Consider the following 15,228-nt stretch of genomic DNA (forward strand, 5'->3'; position numbering starts at 1 on the left):
ATACATTTTTTTCTGCAATCTGTATTGCTGCTATCGTAATTTGGTGGCTTTAATGAGTCCTGAACCTAAGCCAAAAACGCTGAACGGCAAGAACCGCTCTTCTTGACCGCCCTTGTTAAAATCTGCACTTTGACTCTTAGTCCTCCTCCCAAAAAGGCCGCAAGTCCAAGCCATGATGTCTCAAATCCCCAATCTATTAACCCTGTCGCGCATCGTTGCCATCCCTGTACTCGTGGCCGCTTTTTATCTGGACCAGCCATTGGGAAGTTGGGTTGCCTTTATCGTCTTCACACTTGCGGGCATCACCGATTATTTCGATGGCATGCTGGCGCGCAAACTGAATGTGGTCAGCCCCATTGGCCGTTTCCTTGACCCCATCGCCGATAAGCTGATGATCGGCGCCGCAATCGTAATGCTGGTGGCCATCCAATGGGTGGACGGCATACATGTGATTGCCGCCGTAATTATTTTGCTGCGGGAAATTCTTGTCTCCGGCCTGCGTGAATATCTGGCCGAACTCAGCGTCTCCATGCCGGTTACCAAATTGGCAAAATGGAAAACCACCGTCCAAATGGTGGCATTGGGGGCCTTGACCTGGACAACCGGTGGCGCGGAAATTGGCCTGCCCGCACAAGAAGTGGGCTTGGTAGGCCTGTGGATCGCCGCCATTCTGACCATGATTACAGGTTATGATTATCTGCGTGCCGGCCTTGCCCATATCCGCAAAGACAATGCGGGCGCGGATGGAGCATGAGCAATGATCACATGCCTTTATTTCGCCTGGGTGCGTGAGCGTATCGGCTGCGATGAAGAATCGCTCAGCCCCCCTTCAGAGGTTGGAAATTTGCATCAGTTTCTGGATTGGTTGAGCCGGAAAAGCGCCGCCCATGCCCATGCCTTGTCAGACCCGACAATCCTGCGTTTTGCCATCAATCAAGACTATGCCACAATGGATAGCCCCATAAAAAAGGGCGATGAAGTGGCGATTTTCCCACCCGTAACCGGTGGATGAAATGGCCCATATCCGCGTACAAAAAGACCCGTTCGATGTGGCACAGGAACTGGCTGCCCTTCAAAAAAAGGGCGCAGATATGGGCGCTCTTGTCAGCTTCACCGGATTGGTGCGGGAATTTGACGATGACCGGCGCATCACCAAGCTGACCCTTGAGCATTATCCCGCCATGACCAAGCGCCAGCTTCACGCCATCGCGGCAGAGGCAGAGGCACGCTTTTCTTTGGTGCACTGCCGGGTGATACACCGTTTTGGCCCCCTTCATCCCGGCGATCCAATCGTTTTGGTTATCACCGCCGCCCGCCACCGCAAAGCGGCCTTTGAAGGCGCGGAATTTTTGATGGACTGGCTGAAAACCAAAGCCCCTTTCTGGAAAAAAGAAGAAAGCAGCAATGGATCGCAATGGGTTGCCGCGCAGGAAAGCGACGATCTTGCTGCCCAAAAATGGACAGCCCCAACCGTAAAACCGAACGGTCAGTAGGCCATGCCTATGCCTCCGCCCCATTCACCATCCGGCGTGCCCAGCCCCAGCCTGTTTCTGCGCGAAGATGCCCTAAAACGCGGCGTGGAACTGATCTTGCGTGCCCAAGCGGCATTGGGCGATGCCGCCAACGATCTTTTGGCAAAGCACGAATTGGGAAAGGCCCATCACCGCGCCTTGATCATGATTGCCCGCAATCCCGGCCTGTCACTAACCGATTTACAGCATTTGCTAAGGGTACGGAAACAAAGCCTTGCCCCGATAACGGACCATCTTGTGGCAAAAGGATTGCTGGATCTGCGCCCGGCCAGCCGTGACCGGCGCATGCGTCTTGCCACCCTGACCGAAAAGGGCCGCGATCTGGAACAACTGGTCTTTGCAACGATCCGCGACCGCATGGCCAATGCCTATCGCCATGCGGGGCCGAAAGCCGTTGGTGGATTTTGGGATGTTTTAACTGCTTTGGCCGGCGAAGACCCCATCGATCATGAAGGGTGATGAACAGCCGCCGGCTGGTAAGTCTCTAAAAACACATCCAGACCCTGCCGGCTCATCGGTTTTGCAATCACATAGCCCTGCACCCGATCACAGCCTTCTTCAATCAAGGCCGCCAATGTGGCTTCATCTTCCGCCCCTTCCGCCACCACGAGAAGCCCCAGATCATGGGCCAGCTTTACCGTGGAATGGATGATTGCCCGATCTTTCTGGCTATCCAGCATACGTGAAACGAAATGCCGGTCGATCTTCACTTCATCGGCAGGAAAGCTGCTGAGATAAGACAGAGATGAAAAGCCGGTACCAAAATCATCAATGGAAATCCGCATACCTTTTTTCTGCAAAAGCGTAAGCGCCGTTTTCAATATCTCCGGATCGGTAGCAAATGCCGTTTCCGTTAGTTCGGCCACAATCTTTTCCGGCTTTATGCCATAACGGGCAAAATATCGGCTGAACTTTGACGGCGTATCAGGGTCGGACAAATCCTGCACAGAAAAATTGATGCTAATGGTTAAATGCGCCCAACGCGGCGGCATGGATGCAATCATCGCGCATATTTCGGAAAGCATTTTATCGGCCACCCGGTAGCTGAGCCCCGCTTGTTCCAATAGGGGGATGAATTTTGCGGGCGGCACCGACCCAAATTCGGGATGATCCCATCGGGCCAAGGCTTCCAGCCCTATAATGCACCCGGACTTCAAATCTATCTGCGGCTGATAAACGGCCCTTAGACCTTCGATCTCATCGCGACGAAAGGCCCGCACGATTTTCGCATCCATGGGGTCGGGGGCCATATCGGCATGGTACATCAGCCATGTTCTGCGGCGAACCAGACTTTGGGCCAGGGCCGTTTCCGCCTGTTGCACAATCTCGTCCAGATTGAAAGAGGCCGCGGGTACAATGTTAAGGCCGCACTGAATTGAAGACCCGACATCATGTTCATCAAGGTCTACAGGGTCCAAAAGGGCCTGACGTCCAAGGCGGAGGATCGGCCGGTCGGACAGCACGGAAAAAATGCCTCTGCCATAATAGCCATAGGCCTTAAATGATCCGGCAAGCAGCCGATTGGCCAATTTATAGACCAGATGCTCTGCCACCTTGCCACCATGAAGCCGGGACACATCTTCGTAGTCAACCAGCTTCAAAAGGGCGAGTTCCCAACAGTCTTCAGAATGGTCACGATTGGCCAAAGCACGTTCAGCTTCGATCAAAAATTCAGGTCGTAACGGGAAGTTGGAAGTAAATTTTGCCCCATCAAGCTCCCTAAGTCGTGGCTTAACGGTCGCCTCCCCGGTGTCGGTAATTTTGTCGGCTCCATCAATTTCCCCTCCCCTTTGCGGCACAACAAAATCCGCGGCCTGCCGGAAGGAATTATGCTGATGTCGCCAGAAAAAAGCCCCGATAACAAAGGCCAAAGCTGCGCCGATTAAGAACGCGGTGAAAGCCATTTGATCGCTGATACGGCTGCCATTGCTCCAGGCTGTGGAAGGATCGAGATAGCTGCCCCAATTCAGGTAAATCTTGTTATAATGTCCTTCGGATAAGGTTTCGGAAAAGGCCAAGTTGAACCATTGGGCCAGATCATGCCGATCCTTTCGCATGGCAAAGGCATAATCCACAGGCCAAAAGGGTGTCCCATAGCTTTTCAAATCAAGCTCATATTTAGCCAGTAAAAACATGCCCACGGCCGATGTCACCATGGCCACATCGGCATGCCCGTCCGGCACCGCTTCCAGCGCTTCCAACGTCCCTTCCGTTTCAAAAATCGTGACGGAAAAATCGGATTCAAGCAGCAAATCATGGGCATAAGAGCGCTTTTCTACGGCGACCACATGGCCCGCAATATCCCGGATATCCGTTAAGCCCTGCAGGCCCGGTGCGGCAAAAAGACTATGTGTCAGATAGTAGAAAGGGCGCGAAAATTGAAATCGTTCAGCGCGGGATTTCGATACCAGCATGGGAAGAATATCAATATCGCCCTGTTCGAGCCTGCCCACCAATCCAGGCCATGTATCGGTGACATACTGTGCTTCCCGCCCTCCATTTTCCACCACAGCGCGGCCTAAATCGACAAAGAACCCCCGCGGCTGCCCGGTTTCATCCTGCCATTCAAAAGGTGCATAGTTGCGGTCAAAGCCAATCACAACGGGTGCCGACGGCTCTTCAGCTTTCCCGAAAATAGGGAAAAGGGTCAGTGCGAAAAATGCACCGACACAAAACAAAAAGAGCGTGCTTGGTCGCACCTGTTTCCCCATCCAGCCATTTCACAACCTTCAGTAGGATAATCTCATATTATTAAATAGCACTTAATATCCGAGAATTGAAAATACAAACAATGCGTGCATGCGCCATAAAGGGAAAAAATGCTTCCCGCCTTAGGGCTGCATGATTATTTTATTACCTATTGGCCGGAGGCCGCCGCATTTTCAGTCTTATTTACTGGCTTTGGCGACGAAACAGGCGCGGGCTCTGCAGATGATGCTGATCCCCCGAAAGGTGTGCAAAATGGCCTTGAATAGTCCATCAACCGTTCCGCACGATCAAGCGCCTCATTAAGTGCCGCCATGGTCTTGGAAAGATCGGCACTTTCATCTTGAAGCCAAATACGTGCGGTGGGCAATAGCACGGCCAGCATGAAGCCATTAACCCGCGCAAAGCCGAAAGGCCCTGAGACACGCACCCCCGCAAGGCGCAAAGCCCGCGCCGACATGGTCATCAAAGCCTGCCCTGCCGTTGCCGCCAAAACAGGATTGGTGGGGGCCGAGCGCGCCAGTTCACGAATGGCAGCGCGCCATGGTGTGGCGGCATCAAAGCGGGCCATCACCAAGGCAAACAGCCTTTCGCGCGTGCTATCATCCTCTTCAAAATCGGCAATGGCATCCATCATGGCGGCATTCAAATGCCGCGATGCCGCCACCAGAACAGACAGCAACCCATCGAATTCATGATAAAACTCGGCCTCTGTCACGCCGCAGGCTTTGATCACGTCTTCTACTAAGGTGGCGCGAAAGCCTTTTTCGGCAATCAGGGACAAGGTGGTTTCGATCACACGATCACGAATCGTGCTCTTCTTCCCGGATGAACTGCGCTTTGCCATATCCTCACCCCATATTTTACAACACTGAAAACGGGCCATCCTTTTCACGATTTGAAGAAGTCCGGCCCTCTTCGTTTTATCCTACCACCATTATACGGCTTTATTTTGCCAAATCCTGCGATCTGCGCGTTGCAGCCCCGATCGCCTTTTCAAGCAAAGGTCCAAACCCTTCTTCTCCGCGCAAAATATCCAAAGCCGCAGCGGTGGTGCCGCCGGGGCTTGTGACCTGCTCGCGCAATTCCGATGCGGTCATATGGGGAGATTGTTCCATCAGACAGGCGGCCCCGATCACTGTTTGCCGCGCCAATCGCGATGCCACATCATGGGGCAGACCATGGGTCACCCCTGCGGCGGCCATGGCTTCGGTCAGGGCAAAGATATAAGCCGGACCGCTGCCGGAAACGCCGGTCACCGCATCCATCATGCTTTCATCATCCACCCACAAGACATCGCCTGCCGCCGCCATCAAATCCGACGCCAAAGCCTTTTTGGCTTGGCTCACAGCATTGGCCGCCACCGCCACCATCATGCCCTTGCCAATGGCCGCAGGGGTATTGGGCATCACCCGTACGCTGCTTTCAAAGACCGCCTCCAAAGACGCCAGTTGAATACCCGCCGCCACAGAAATGACCAGCGGATCTTTTTCCGCCAGCTGGGCAAGCTGCCCAACCGCCTGCTCCACCATATAAGGTTTAACCGCCAAGATGACCGCCGCCGGGGCAAGATCACGCGGCATCTTATCGATGGACGGAAACTGGCGCACATCCGGCGCAAAATCCGGAGCGCCCGCCGGATCAATGACCACAAATGCCTCAGGGGCAAGCCCGCGTTCCAGCCAGCCCCGCGCCATTGCCCCACCCATGCGGCCACAGCCTACAAGGACAAGGGGATGTTGAGGGTCGAATGCTTTCGATAAATCCATAAAATACCTCCGCCTTTCGCATATCATGTTCCAAAGGACTTGTGATGGACAGAGACAAAAAAAGCGGACCCGAAAGGGCCCGCTAAAGTCACTATAGGGAGGTATCAAATGCCAACAATAAAGGCACAGATTTTAGAATGGTGACTAGGGGAGGACACACATTCCGAACCAACGGCCCTAAAAAGCGCCGTTGCCAGTCAAGCGCTGCACTGCAGCGTTCGAGAGGAAACTAAGAAATATCCGGCACCGCGTCGAGACAGAGAGTCAGCAAGGGAGTTATGCGCAAAACGCATAGCTATCTCCATGCGCTCGGTTCACATGATATTACCGGCCTTGCGCACCTGCTCGAAAATAAAATCCCGAAACAGCCCCACCCGTTTCGATCCCCTTAGTTCCTGGGGATAAACGAAATAGGTTTCAAAGGCTGGGCCATCAATATCGGGGAGCAGCCGCACCAGACCCTTTCTGTGACTGACCAGATAATCGGGAATAGCCGCCATGCCAATGCCCGCCTCAATGGCTTGCAACACCGCATAGGTGTTGTTCACCTGCAAAACCGGCCGGCGTTGCCTCCCATGGGCGCCCAGGGTCAAGGTCCAGTTGATATCCTTGATGGCTTCGGGCGGCGTCGGACCATAAGTGATGATATCATGGTGATCCAGATCTTCCGGCGTTTTGGGCACGCCTTTGCGCTTCAGATAGTCGGTAGACGCATAAATATGATGATTGATCTTCGCAAAAGGACGCTGGATCAGGTCCGCCTGATGCGGGGCGTGAAAGCGGATCGCCACATCGGCATCGCGCTTGGCCAGATCCAGATCTTCATCGGCAAGATTAAGCTGCAGATCAATTTCAGGATAGCGCCGCACGAATTCCGTCAAATGCGGGGTTAGCCACACGGCCCCAAAGCTGATCATTGTGGTGACCACCAATGTGCCGCGCGGCGCGCCTTTGGCTTCCAGCAAACTTTGCTCTGCTGTTTCCAGCTTTTGCATCACTTCCCGCGCGGTGCGGAAAAGCTGCTCGCCTTCCTGTGTAAGCACAAGGCCCCGCGCATGGCGATTGAACAGAACAACATTCAGCGATTCTTCCAGCGCTCTCACCTGCCGGCTGGCGGCAGACTGGCTCACATGGAGCTTTTTGGCTGCCGTGGTAAAGCTGCCCGCTTCGGCAACGATATGAAAGATTCGCAATCTGTCCCAATCCATCGCCTTGCCCCATCTGATCGCGCCACCCTGCGGAGGCTATCACCCTTTTTATGCCCGACCAAAGCCCGGCCCCCTTATGAAAGGGCAGCGCAGGCCTTCTGGATCCGCGTGCAAGCCTCGGTCAAAATCGCCACACTGGTGGCATAGGACACCCGAAAATGCGGCGAGAGCCCAAAGGCTTCTCCGTGCACAGCGGCCACCGATTGATGCTCCAGAAGGAAGGTGGAAAAGTCCAGATCGCTTTCGATCACTTTCCCTTCGGGGGTGCGTTTTCCGATCACGCCGGCAATGGACGGATAAACATAGAACGCCCCGTCAGGCATTGGACAGGTAATGCCATCCGCCTCATTGAGCATCCCCACAACCAGATCACGGCGCTCTTCAAAGGCGCGGGCGCGTTCGGCGATAAAATCCTGCGGGCCGGACAGGGCTTCCAAAGCCGCCGCCTGACTAATGGAACATGGGTTGGAGGTGGTCTGGCTTTGCAGCTTGGCCATGGTGCGCACAATGGTTTTGGGACCACCAGCATATCCGATGCGCCATCCGGTCATGGCATAGGCTTTCGACACACCGTTCATGGTCAGCACCCGATCATAAAGTTCGGGTGCCACCTGCGCCAAAGTGGTGAATTCAAAGCCGCCATAGGTGATATGCTCGTACATATCATCAGACATCACATAAACATGGGGATGGCGCACCAGAACATCGGCCAGAGCGCGGATTTCATCCCGGCTATAGGCAGCCCCCGAAGGATTGGAGGGGCTGTTGAAGATCAGCCATTTGGTTTTTGGCGTGATCGCCGCTTCCAATGCCTGCGGCGTTACCTTCAGGCCGCTTTCCAGCGTGCTGTCGATAAAGCGCGGCACACCGCCAGCAATGATCACCATATCGGGATAAGACACCCAATAAGGCCGCGGGATCAATACCTCGTCGCCGGGATTGATGGTGGACATGAGGGCATTGATGATCACATGCTTGCCGCCATTGGAAATGATCACCTGATCCGGGGTATAGTCCAACCCGTTTTCACGTTTGAACTTCTCGATCACCGCCGCTTTCAGTTCCGGCGTGCCATCGGCCTTTGTATATTTGGTATCACCGCGCCTTATGGCGGCGATTGCCGCTTCCTTGATATGATCGGGCGTATCGAAATCCGGCTCGCCCGCCCCCAGACCGATGACATCACGGCCTTCGGCCCGCAACTCGGCGGCTTTGGCAATAATCGCAAGAGTGGGAGACGGCTTGACGGAGCGAAGGGCGCGTGAAAGTAAGTCCATGACTGGCTCGTAATTTCGAGGGGTTAAGCCGGGTCGACCCGGCACGATAAATAACGCAGGCAACCTAATCTGTGTGTCATATGCTGACAAGATCACAATAGCGCTGTGCATCAACATAAGGTAATTATTTATCACCTGACCTTGATGGATTGACTTTTTCACCCCCAATTGGCACCCCAATAAACAATCATTGCAAAGCGATCTTTGCTCAAGCGGCCCCACGAAGCGCATCCTGCCCCAGCCTTGAGGATTTTATGAACAGCGTCGCCCCAAATCGTCTCGGTTTTTTTGGCCCTGCAGGCACCTTTACCCACCGCGCCGCCCTTCTATGCGCCAATCCCGATGACGACTTGCTGCCCTTCGATCCCATCGACAAGGTTTATGATGCGGTTCTGGACGGCCATGTGGACCGCGCTGTTGCCCCCATCGAAAACAGTGCCGAAGGCTATGTGCCGCCTTCGGTTGCACAATTATGGCGCTTGCGCGGGAAAATATTTGCGGTGGATCATGTGTCGATCCCGGTCACCTTTTCGCTTTATCGCAAAATCGGGGATCTCACCCAGATGACCCGCCTCGCTGGCCATCCCATGGCCCTGCGGCAGATAGCGCACTGGATCGAGGCGAAGGCCGTCCCCACGCGGGAGGCCAGTTCCAGCGCACGGGGCCTTGAAATTGCAGCAAAAGGAGAGCCGGGACTTTATGCGCTTGGCCCGCCAGATGTGGGCGAGATGTTTTCTCTGGAAGAAGTTGAAACCCATCTGGAGGGAAAAACCGCCAACCGCACACGGTTTCTGGCTTTGGCCGCTGCCCCCGCGCCCCTCTCCGGCACGCGCTTATGCACCCTGTGCCTTGATCCCGTTTCCCAATCCCAAATGCTGATGCGTGCCGGGCTGACACTGCGCAATTTTCAATGCAGCCCCACCAAAACCGAAAATAGTTTGGGAGGATATGCCTATTTCTGCGAATGGGATCTTGGTACGCCCATAAGCCCGGATCATGCCAGCGCCCTTGATTATGGCACCGATGGCTGGTTCATTGGTGTCTTGGGGAATATCCGGGGATAAGGATCATGGCCATCGCAGTGAAGCATGTGGATACATTCGCTGCCTTTGCCATGTCACTTGTGGCCACTGTCACGCTGATGTTTGTGGCCCCGCTCCTTGAAACGCTTGGCATTACAGGAAAAATTCTTGCAAGCCTTGTGTCGCTGATTTCGTTTTATGCAGTGTTTGCACTGATGCGGCGGCTGTTATTGAAGCTGGCCTTGAAACATATTTTGGGGGACTGGATGTATGTCACCTATCCCCACCGCACCGATCAAGGCGAAGATTGCGATCCGGCCAAAGCCAATATCGATCCGGACAGCCTCGGTTTTGGCTATATGCGCTTTAGCACCGATGAAACGGGCCAGATCCGCTATTGCGTCGATCTGTTCAACAGCTTTCAATCCCTGTGCGATTATGTGTACCGCGATAAAGGCGGCGAAGATGCCACCGGCGATGCCATCAGTTTGGCCGCAGAGCTCAACACCAACGGGCAGCGCATCCATCTTTTATATCATGCGCGCTTCATCGAAGCCGCAAAGCGCGACCGATATGGGCGGCTGTTTTTGAATGTCCGCCGCGATGGCTCCATGACCGGCACATGGAGTTCCGACATCGATGGCGCGCAAATCCTGTCTGTTGGACAAATGCGCGCCACACGTCCGGAACGTTTCTCCAGCTTTGCCAAAAATACATTCGGGGTTACAGTAAGTTGAGACAAAGCATACTTACCGGCACATGATATAAAAAGCTGTGCATGACCATCAATGGAAAGACACCACAGCATGACCGATCATAATCTCACATTATTCACTTTGTTCGGCTTTCGCGTGCGCGCCAATCCCAGCTGGCTTTTATTGGCAGCCCTTATCACCTGGTCTTTGGCGGAAGGATTGTTTCCCCAAGAATTTCCGGATCTTCCCGCATCTTTGCATTGGTCATTGGGTATTGTCGGAATGATCGGATTGTTCTTTTCGTTGCTGTTCCATGAATTTTCCCATTCCCTTGTGGCCCGCAGACGGGGCATGAAAATCGGCGGCATCACCTTGTTCTTATTCGGCGGTGTAGCCGAACTGACCGACGAGCCCCCCACGCCGCGCATCGAATTTGAAGTGGCGGCGGCAGGTCCGATCGCCAGCGTGTTTCTGGCCCTTATCTTCGGTCTTTTGTCTTTGATGGCGGCAGGTCTGGGCGCCCCCGATTATTGGGCCGGGCTTTTGGGATATCTTGGAACCATCAATATGGTTCTAGCGGTGTTTAATCTGGTGCCGGGCTATCCTCTGGATGGCGGCAGGCTGTTGCGGGCCTGGCTGTGGCACCGGCGCGGTGACCAGCTTTCCGCCACCCGCACCGCCTCCCGCTTTGGCAAGGGCTTTGGTTTGTTTTTGATCATTCTGGGCATCTGGAGCTTTTTAAGCGTGGGGGCGCTGGGCGGCATGTGGTGGATTTTGATCGGCTTTTTCATCATGAGCGCCGCCAAGGCATCTTATGACCAATTATTGGCCCGTTCTTTGTTTCACCATGTCCCGTTGGAGGGATTTGTCGTCAAAGCTCCGGTCTGTGTCGAGGCAGATATGTCCATTGACCATTTCGTCAAAGACTATGCCTATCATCACCATTTCAGCCTTTATCCGGTGATGAAAAACCGCAAACTCGTGGGCTGCGTTCGCACCAGAGACGTGCAAACCATCCACCGCGACGAATGGGCCACATCCCCGCTATCCGATATCATGCTTCCCTTGACGGAAAAGAACAGCACCCCGCTTGAAAGTGATGCGGAACAGGTGTTGCAAGCCATGCAACGCCACAATAGCGGTCAAATGATCGTCCTCGACGGGGATCGTTTGGCCGGAATCATCACCCTGCGCGATCTGCTAGGGGCCCTTGAACTGCGGCGTCAAATCGAAGGGCAAGGCTGACAAACACGCGCCTCCGGTTTATCTAGGGGCACTTATGCCCAATTAAGGGGCTGGCGCAGAAAAGAAAAGGCAGCATCCATGGATCTTCATTTGAAAGGCAAGCGCGCGCTGATCACCGGAGCCACGCGCGGCATTGGCCGGGCAACGGCAGAGCTTTTGGCGCAGGAAGGCTGCCATATCGCCTTTTGCGCCCGCAGCAAAGAGGCGGTGACTGAAGCCGTTTCGGCCCTTCAAAGCCACGGCGTGCGGGCTTATGGCACGGCTGTCGATATTTCCAATGTCGCGTACTATCGCGCCTGGCTGGCTGAAGCGGTCAATGATTTGGGCGGGCTGGATATTTTCGTCCCCAATGTGTCCGCTGGCGGTGCTGGCGGTACCGGAGATGAGCCTTGGATCGCCAATTTCGAAGCGGATCTGATGCATACGGTGCGCGGCTGTGAGGCTTTGATGCCGCATCTGGCGAAATCCGAAAGCCCTGCCATCGTGATGATGGGCACCATTGCCGCCGTAGAAACCTTTGTCGCACCTAGCTCATATGGGGCCATCAAGGCGGCGCTGATGACCTATGCCAAGCAGCTTGGGCAAGCGGTCGCCCCGCATGGCGTGCGCATCAACACCGTCTCGCCCGGCCCGGTTTATTTTGAAGGCGGCGATTGGGACCGCGTTAAAACCGAGATGCCTGATTTTTTCAAACAAATGGAAGCCAATTGTGTGCTTGGCCGCATGGCATCGCCCGTTGATGTTGCCCGCGCCGTGGCCTTTCTTGCAAGCCCCATGGCTGCCATGATCACCGGCACCAATCTGATCGTGGATGGTGGCTTTACCAAAAGGGTTCAATTCTAAGATGCAACTGCCCCGCGATACCCTGCTTCGCTTATGGCGCACCATGGTGCGTATCCGCGCCTTTGAAGAGCGTTTGATCCTTGAAAACCGTAAAGGAGGCATTGCCGGGCATTTGCATCTCTATATCGGCCAAGAGGCCATCGCCACCGGCGTCTGTGCGCATTTGGCCGATGAGGATGCCATCACCTCCACCCATCGCGGCCACGGCCATGCCTTGGCCAAAGGATGCGATGCCACCGGCATGATGGCGGAAATCTTTGGCCGCGCCACAGGCAGTTGTGCAGGCAAAGGCGGCTCCATGCATATCGCCGATCCAAAACGCGGTCATTTGGGAGCCAATGGCATTGTGGGGGCCAATGCGCCCCTCGCCTTGGGGGCGGCCTTAAGCGCCAAAACCCTTGGGACACACGGGGTATCCGTGGCGTTCATCGGTGATGGCGCATCCAATCAAGGCGCGGTGTTTGAATCCATGAATATGGCCGCCGCCATGGCGCTGCCTGTCCTGTTCGTGATCGAACAAAATGGATATGGCGAATATACCCGCACCGATGCGGTCACCGGCACGGCCGATCTGGCCGCACGCGCTGCCAGCTTCGGGATGCCCGCCCAACAGATCGATGGCACCGATATATTTGCCGTTTATGATGCTACACAAAGCGCCATCCATCACGCCCGCACCGGCCTTGGCCCCACCACATTGGTGGCAACGGCCCCGCGATTTGGCGGCCATTATGAAGGCGACAATCAGGCATATCGCTCGGCGTCCGACATGCAGAAAGCCCGCGACCAACAAGATTGTCTGGCCCTTTATCGCAACCGCATTCTGGAAGCGGGCCTGTTGGAAGCGCGTGATCTGGATGCGATCGTTCATGCGGCCCATTCGGATATGGAACAAGCCGCCCGACAAGCCCGTGCAGATGCCCCGCCCGCGCCGGCCGCCTTGCTTACCGATATTTATGCGAAAGCTTTGTGACATGCGGATCAAGTCTTATAGCGAAGCTCTGCGCGATGCTTTGGATCAGGAAATGGCGCGCGATCCTCGCGTGATCATTATGGGCGAAGATGTGCGCCCCGGCGTGATGGGTGTGACACAAGGGCTTTATGATACATATGGCCCGACCCGTGTGATCGATACGCCGATTTCCGAAACCGCCTTCATCGGGGCCGCAATCGGGGCCGCCATGACCGGCTTGCGCCCGGTGGTGGAATTGATGTTTTGCGATTTCGCTGGCGTTTGCTTCGACCAAATTCTCAATCAGGCGGCAAAATTGCGCTATATGACCGGCGGGCAGATTAGTTTGCCTTTGGTAATCCGCACCACCATGGGCGCAGGCGAGCGCGCCGCCGCCCAACATAGCCAATCCCTGCATCATTTGTTCACCGCGATTCCCGGCTTGAAAATCGTGGTGCCCGCCACAGCGGAAGATGCCGCCGGACTGTTGCTCACCGCCATCCGCGACCCCGATCCCGTGATCTTTTTTGAAAACAAAATGCTCTATGACAGCCAAATGTCTGTCTCTGATCCGGCCATCGCGCTTCCTTTCGGTAAGGCCCATCTTTTGCGCGAAGGCGATGATCTGACCATTGTGGCGCTCTCACGCATGGTCGGCTTTGCACGCACAGCCTGCGACGAACTTGCGCAAAAAGGCATATCAGCCGATCTGATCGATCCCCGCACAACCCAGCCTTTGGATGAAGCGGCCATCCTTGGCTCTTTGCACAAAACCGGGCATTTGCTTGTGGTGGATGAAGGCTCGGCCCGCTGCGGCATGGCTGCCGATATCGCAAGCCTTGCTGCCAGCAAAGGCTTTCACAGTCTCAAGGCTCCGGTGCAGATGCTGACACCGCCACAGACCCCTATCCCTTTTGCACCGGAACTGGAAGATGCGTGGCTGCCCTCTTCTGGCGACATCGAAAAAGCAGCCTATACCCTTCTCCAGAAGGTCTGATGATCTGCTTGTGGCACAAACCTTGGCAAGCGCCTCATTTTAAGGGACACTGTTTACAGCAGGGGGACGGGATAAAATAAAATGAAAACAAAGCCCCCCTTTTTGACGTGAATCTTTTGGGAGGTTTGTCATGAATGCGATTGGCGCACAGTCCTCATCCGGCCCGCCACGGCCCGTGATTGTTAAAATCGGCTCTGAAGCCCCGTGGACATGGCTGACCAAGGCATGGACACAGATACAGCAGGCCCCCGGCATCACACTTGCTTATGGATTGGGCTTTGCCCTTATTTCCATGGGCTTGGCTGCCTTGCTTGTGCTGGCGGATCTGGGGGTTTTGATCCTGCCTTTGGTGGGTGGGTTTCTATTGCTGGGACCGATGCTGGCTGTGGGCCTTTATGAAACTGCGCGGCGATTATCGGCGGGCAAACCCATTACATTCAAGCAAGCTTTGTTTGTAAAAACCGCCGCCCCATCGCAACTTGCCTTCATCGGCGTTTTATTGCTTCTGGCCTATTTTGCGTGGATCCGTATCGCCATGCTGCTCTTTGCCTTTTTCTCTGGCATTGGCGGCGAATTCCCGCCCCTTGACCTGTTCATTTCCAATCTGTTTTTCACCTTTGATGGCATCGGGCTTTTGGCCAGCGGCACCATCGCAGGCGGGATCATCGCCTTTATCATCTTTGCCATGAGCGCCATTTCCATCCCCCTTTTGCTGGAGCGCGATCTGGATGCCATCACCGCCGTTCTGGCCAGCATCGAAGCCGTGCGTGAAAATTTCGCGGCAATGCTGCTATGGGCATGGCTCATTTTGTTGCTGATCGCCTTTGGTGTGGCCACCGGCTTCATTGGCCTGATTCTCACCTTTCCACTGGTGGGCCTTGCCACATGGCACGCTTATAAAGACCTGATAAAAGAACCGGATAGCCCGCAATAACCCGCCGCCATAATCAAAAAAGACCGTAATAAGAATAAAGGACCGTAC

General features: G+C 54.9%; 16 protein-coding genes. 11 read left to right on the forward strand and 5 right to left on the reverse strand.

All coding sequences use genetic code 11. The annotated features are described in order from the left end of the window. Positions 1–172: 172 nt before the first annotated feature. Genes pgsA through IEX96_RS10050 form a run of 4 tightly spaced genes read left to right on the forward strand, consistent with a single transcriptional unit; the run spans position 173 to position 1,991 of the window. Positions 173–754 (forward strand): CDP-diacylglycerol--glycerol-3-phosphate 3-phosphatidyltransferase, encoded by a 582-nt coding sequence (pgsA, locus tag IEX96_RS10035; RefSeq protein WP_150005539.1) that lies wholly within the window; start codon positions 173–175, stop codon positions 752–754. A 3-nt stretch (positions 755–757) separates the two neighbouring features. Continuing rightward, the gene (gene moaD, locus IEX96_RS10040) at positions 758–1,012 is read left to right on the forward strand and encodes a molybdopterin converting factor subunit 1 (protein WP_188873870.1); all 255 of its coding nucleotides are present in this window, start codon (positions 758–760) and stop codon (positions 1,010–1,012) included. Between the two features lies 1 nt (position 1,013). Continuing rightward, positions 1,014–1,493 (forward strand): molybdenum cofactor biosynthesis protein MoaE, encoded by a 480-nt coding sequence (locus IEX96_RS10045; RefSeq protein WP_150005538.1) that lies wholly within the window; start codon positions 1,014–1,016, stop codon positions 1,491–1,493. A 3-nt stretch (positions 1,494–1,496) separates the two neighbouring features. Further along, positions 1,497–1,991: a MarR family winged helix-turn-helix transcriptional regulator gene (locus tag IEX96_RS10050; RefSeq protein ID WP_150005537.1), complete on the forward strand. Its 495-nt coding sequence runs from the start codon at positions 1,497–1,499 to the stop codon at positions 1,989–1,991. Here IEX96_RS10050 and IEX96_RS10055 read toward each other — a convergent pair. The 5 genes from IEX96_RS10055 to IEX96_RS10075 form a co-directional block, all read right to left on the reverse strand. Then, a complete protein-coding gene (locus IEX96_RS10055; protein WP_188873871.1) occupies positions 1,979–4,231 on the reverse strand; it encodes an EAL domain-containing protein in 2,253 nt (750 codons plus the stop codon). The two genes, IEX96_RS10050 and IEX96_RS10055, sit on opposite strands and share 13 nt — an antisense overlap. Positions 4,232–4,389: 158 nt before the next feature. Then, positions 4,390–5,085, reverse strand: coding sequence for a TetR/AcrR family transcriptional regulator (locus IEX96_RS10060; RefSeq protein ID WP_188873872.1), 696 nt, complete (start codon positions 5,083–5,085; stop codon positions 4,390–4,392). A 100-nt stretch (positions 5,086–5,185) separates the two neighbouring features. Next, positions 5,186–6,007 (reverse strand): pyrroline-5-carboxylate reductase, encoded by an 822-nt coding sequence (gene proC, locus IEX96_RS10065; RefSeq protein ID WP_150005534.1) that lies wholly within the window; start codon positions 6,005–6,007, stop codon positions 5,186–5,188. Positions 6,008–6,321: 314 nt separating this feature from the next. After that, entirely contained in the window at positions 6,322–7,215 is an 894-nt protein-coding gene (locus IEX96_RS10070; RefSeq protein ID WP_150005533.1) for a LysR family transcriptional regulator, read from the reverse strand. 74 nt (positions 7,216–7,289) lie between these two features. Beyond that, entirely contained in the window at positions 7,290–8,492 is a 1,203-nt protein-coding gene (locus IEX96_RS10075) for a pyridoxal phosphate-dependent aminotransferase (RefSeq protein ID WP_150005532.1), read from the reverse strand. A gap of 254 nt (positions 8,493–8,746) precedes the next feature. Between IEX96_RS10075 and IEX96_RS10080 the strand changes: the two genes are divergently transcribed. The 7 genes from IEX96_RS10080 (at position 8,747) to IEX96_RS10110 (ending at position 15,180) form a co-directional block, all read left to right on the forward strand. Further along, entirely contained in the window at positions 8,747–9,556 is an 810-nt protein-coding gene (locus IEX96_RS10080; protein ID WP_188873873.1) for a prephenate dehydratase domain-containing protein, read from the forward strand. Positions 9,557–9,561: 5 nt separating this feature from the next. Beyond that, the gene (locus tag IEX96_RS10085) at positions 9,562–10,251 is read left to right on the forward strand and encodes a hypothetical protein (RefSeq protein WP_150005529.1); all 690 of its coding nucleotides are present in this window, start codon (positions 9,562–9,564) and stop codon (positions 10,249–10,251) included. Positions 10,252–10,320: 69 nt separating this feature from the next. Then, positions 10,321–11,454, forward strand: coding sequence for a site-2 protease family protein (locus IEX96_RS10090; protein ID WP_150005528.1), 1,134 nt, complete (start codon positions 10,321–10,323; stop codon positions 11,452–11,454). Between the two features lie 78 nt (positions 11,455–11,532). Beyond that, a complete protein-coding gene (locus IEX96_RS10095) occupies positions 11,533–12,297 on the forward strand; it encodes an SDR family NAD(P)-dependent oxidoreductase (protein WP_188873874.1) in 765 nt (254 codons plus the stop codon). 1 nt (position 12,298) lies between these two features. Next, positions 12,299–13,270 (forward strand): thiamine pyrophosphate-dependent dehydrogenase E1 component subunit alpha, encoded by a 972-nt coding sequence (locus IEX96_RS10100; RefSeq protein ID WP_229773662.1) that lies wholly within the window; start codon positions 12,299–12,301, stop codon positions 13,268–13,270. Position 13,271: 1 nt separating this feature from the next. Continuing rightward, positions 13,272–14,246 (forward strand): alpha-ketoacid dehydrogenase subunit beta, encoded by a 975-nt coding sequence (locus tag IEX96_RS10105; protein ID WP_150005527.1) that lies wholly within the window; start codon positions 13,272–13,274, stop codon positions 14,244–14,246. A gap of 130 nt (positions 14,247–14,376) precedes the next feature. Continuing rightward, positions 14,377–15,180 (forward strand): DUF2189 domain-containing protein, encoded by an 804-nt coding sequence (locus IEX96_RS10110; RefSeq protein WP_150005526.1) that lies wholly within the window; start codon positions 14,377–14,379, stop codon positions 15,178–15,180. Positions 15,181–15,228: the final 48 nt, after the last annotated feature.

Source organism: Iodidimonas muriae, assembly GCF_014647255.1.
Classification (GTDB): domain Bacteria; phylum Pseudomonadota; class Alphaproteobacteria; order Sphingomonadales; family Rhodothalassiaceae; genus Iodidimonas; species Iodidimonas muriae.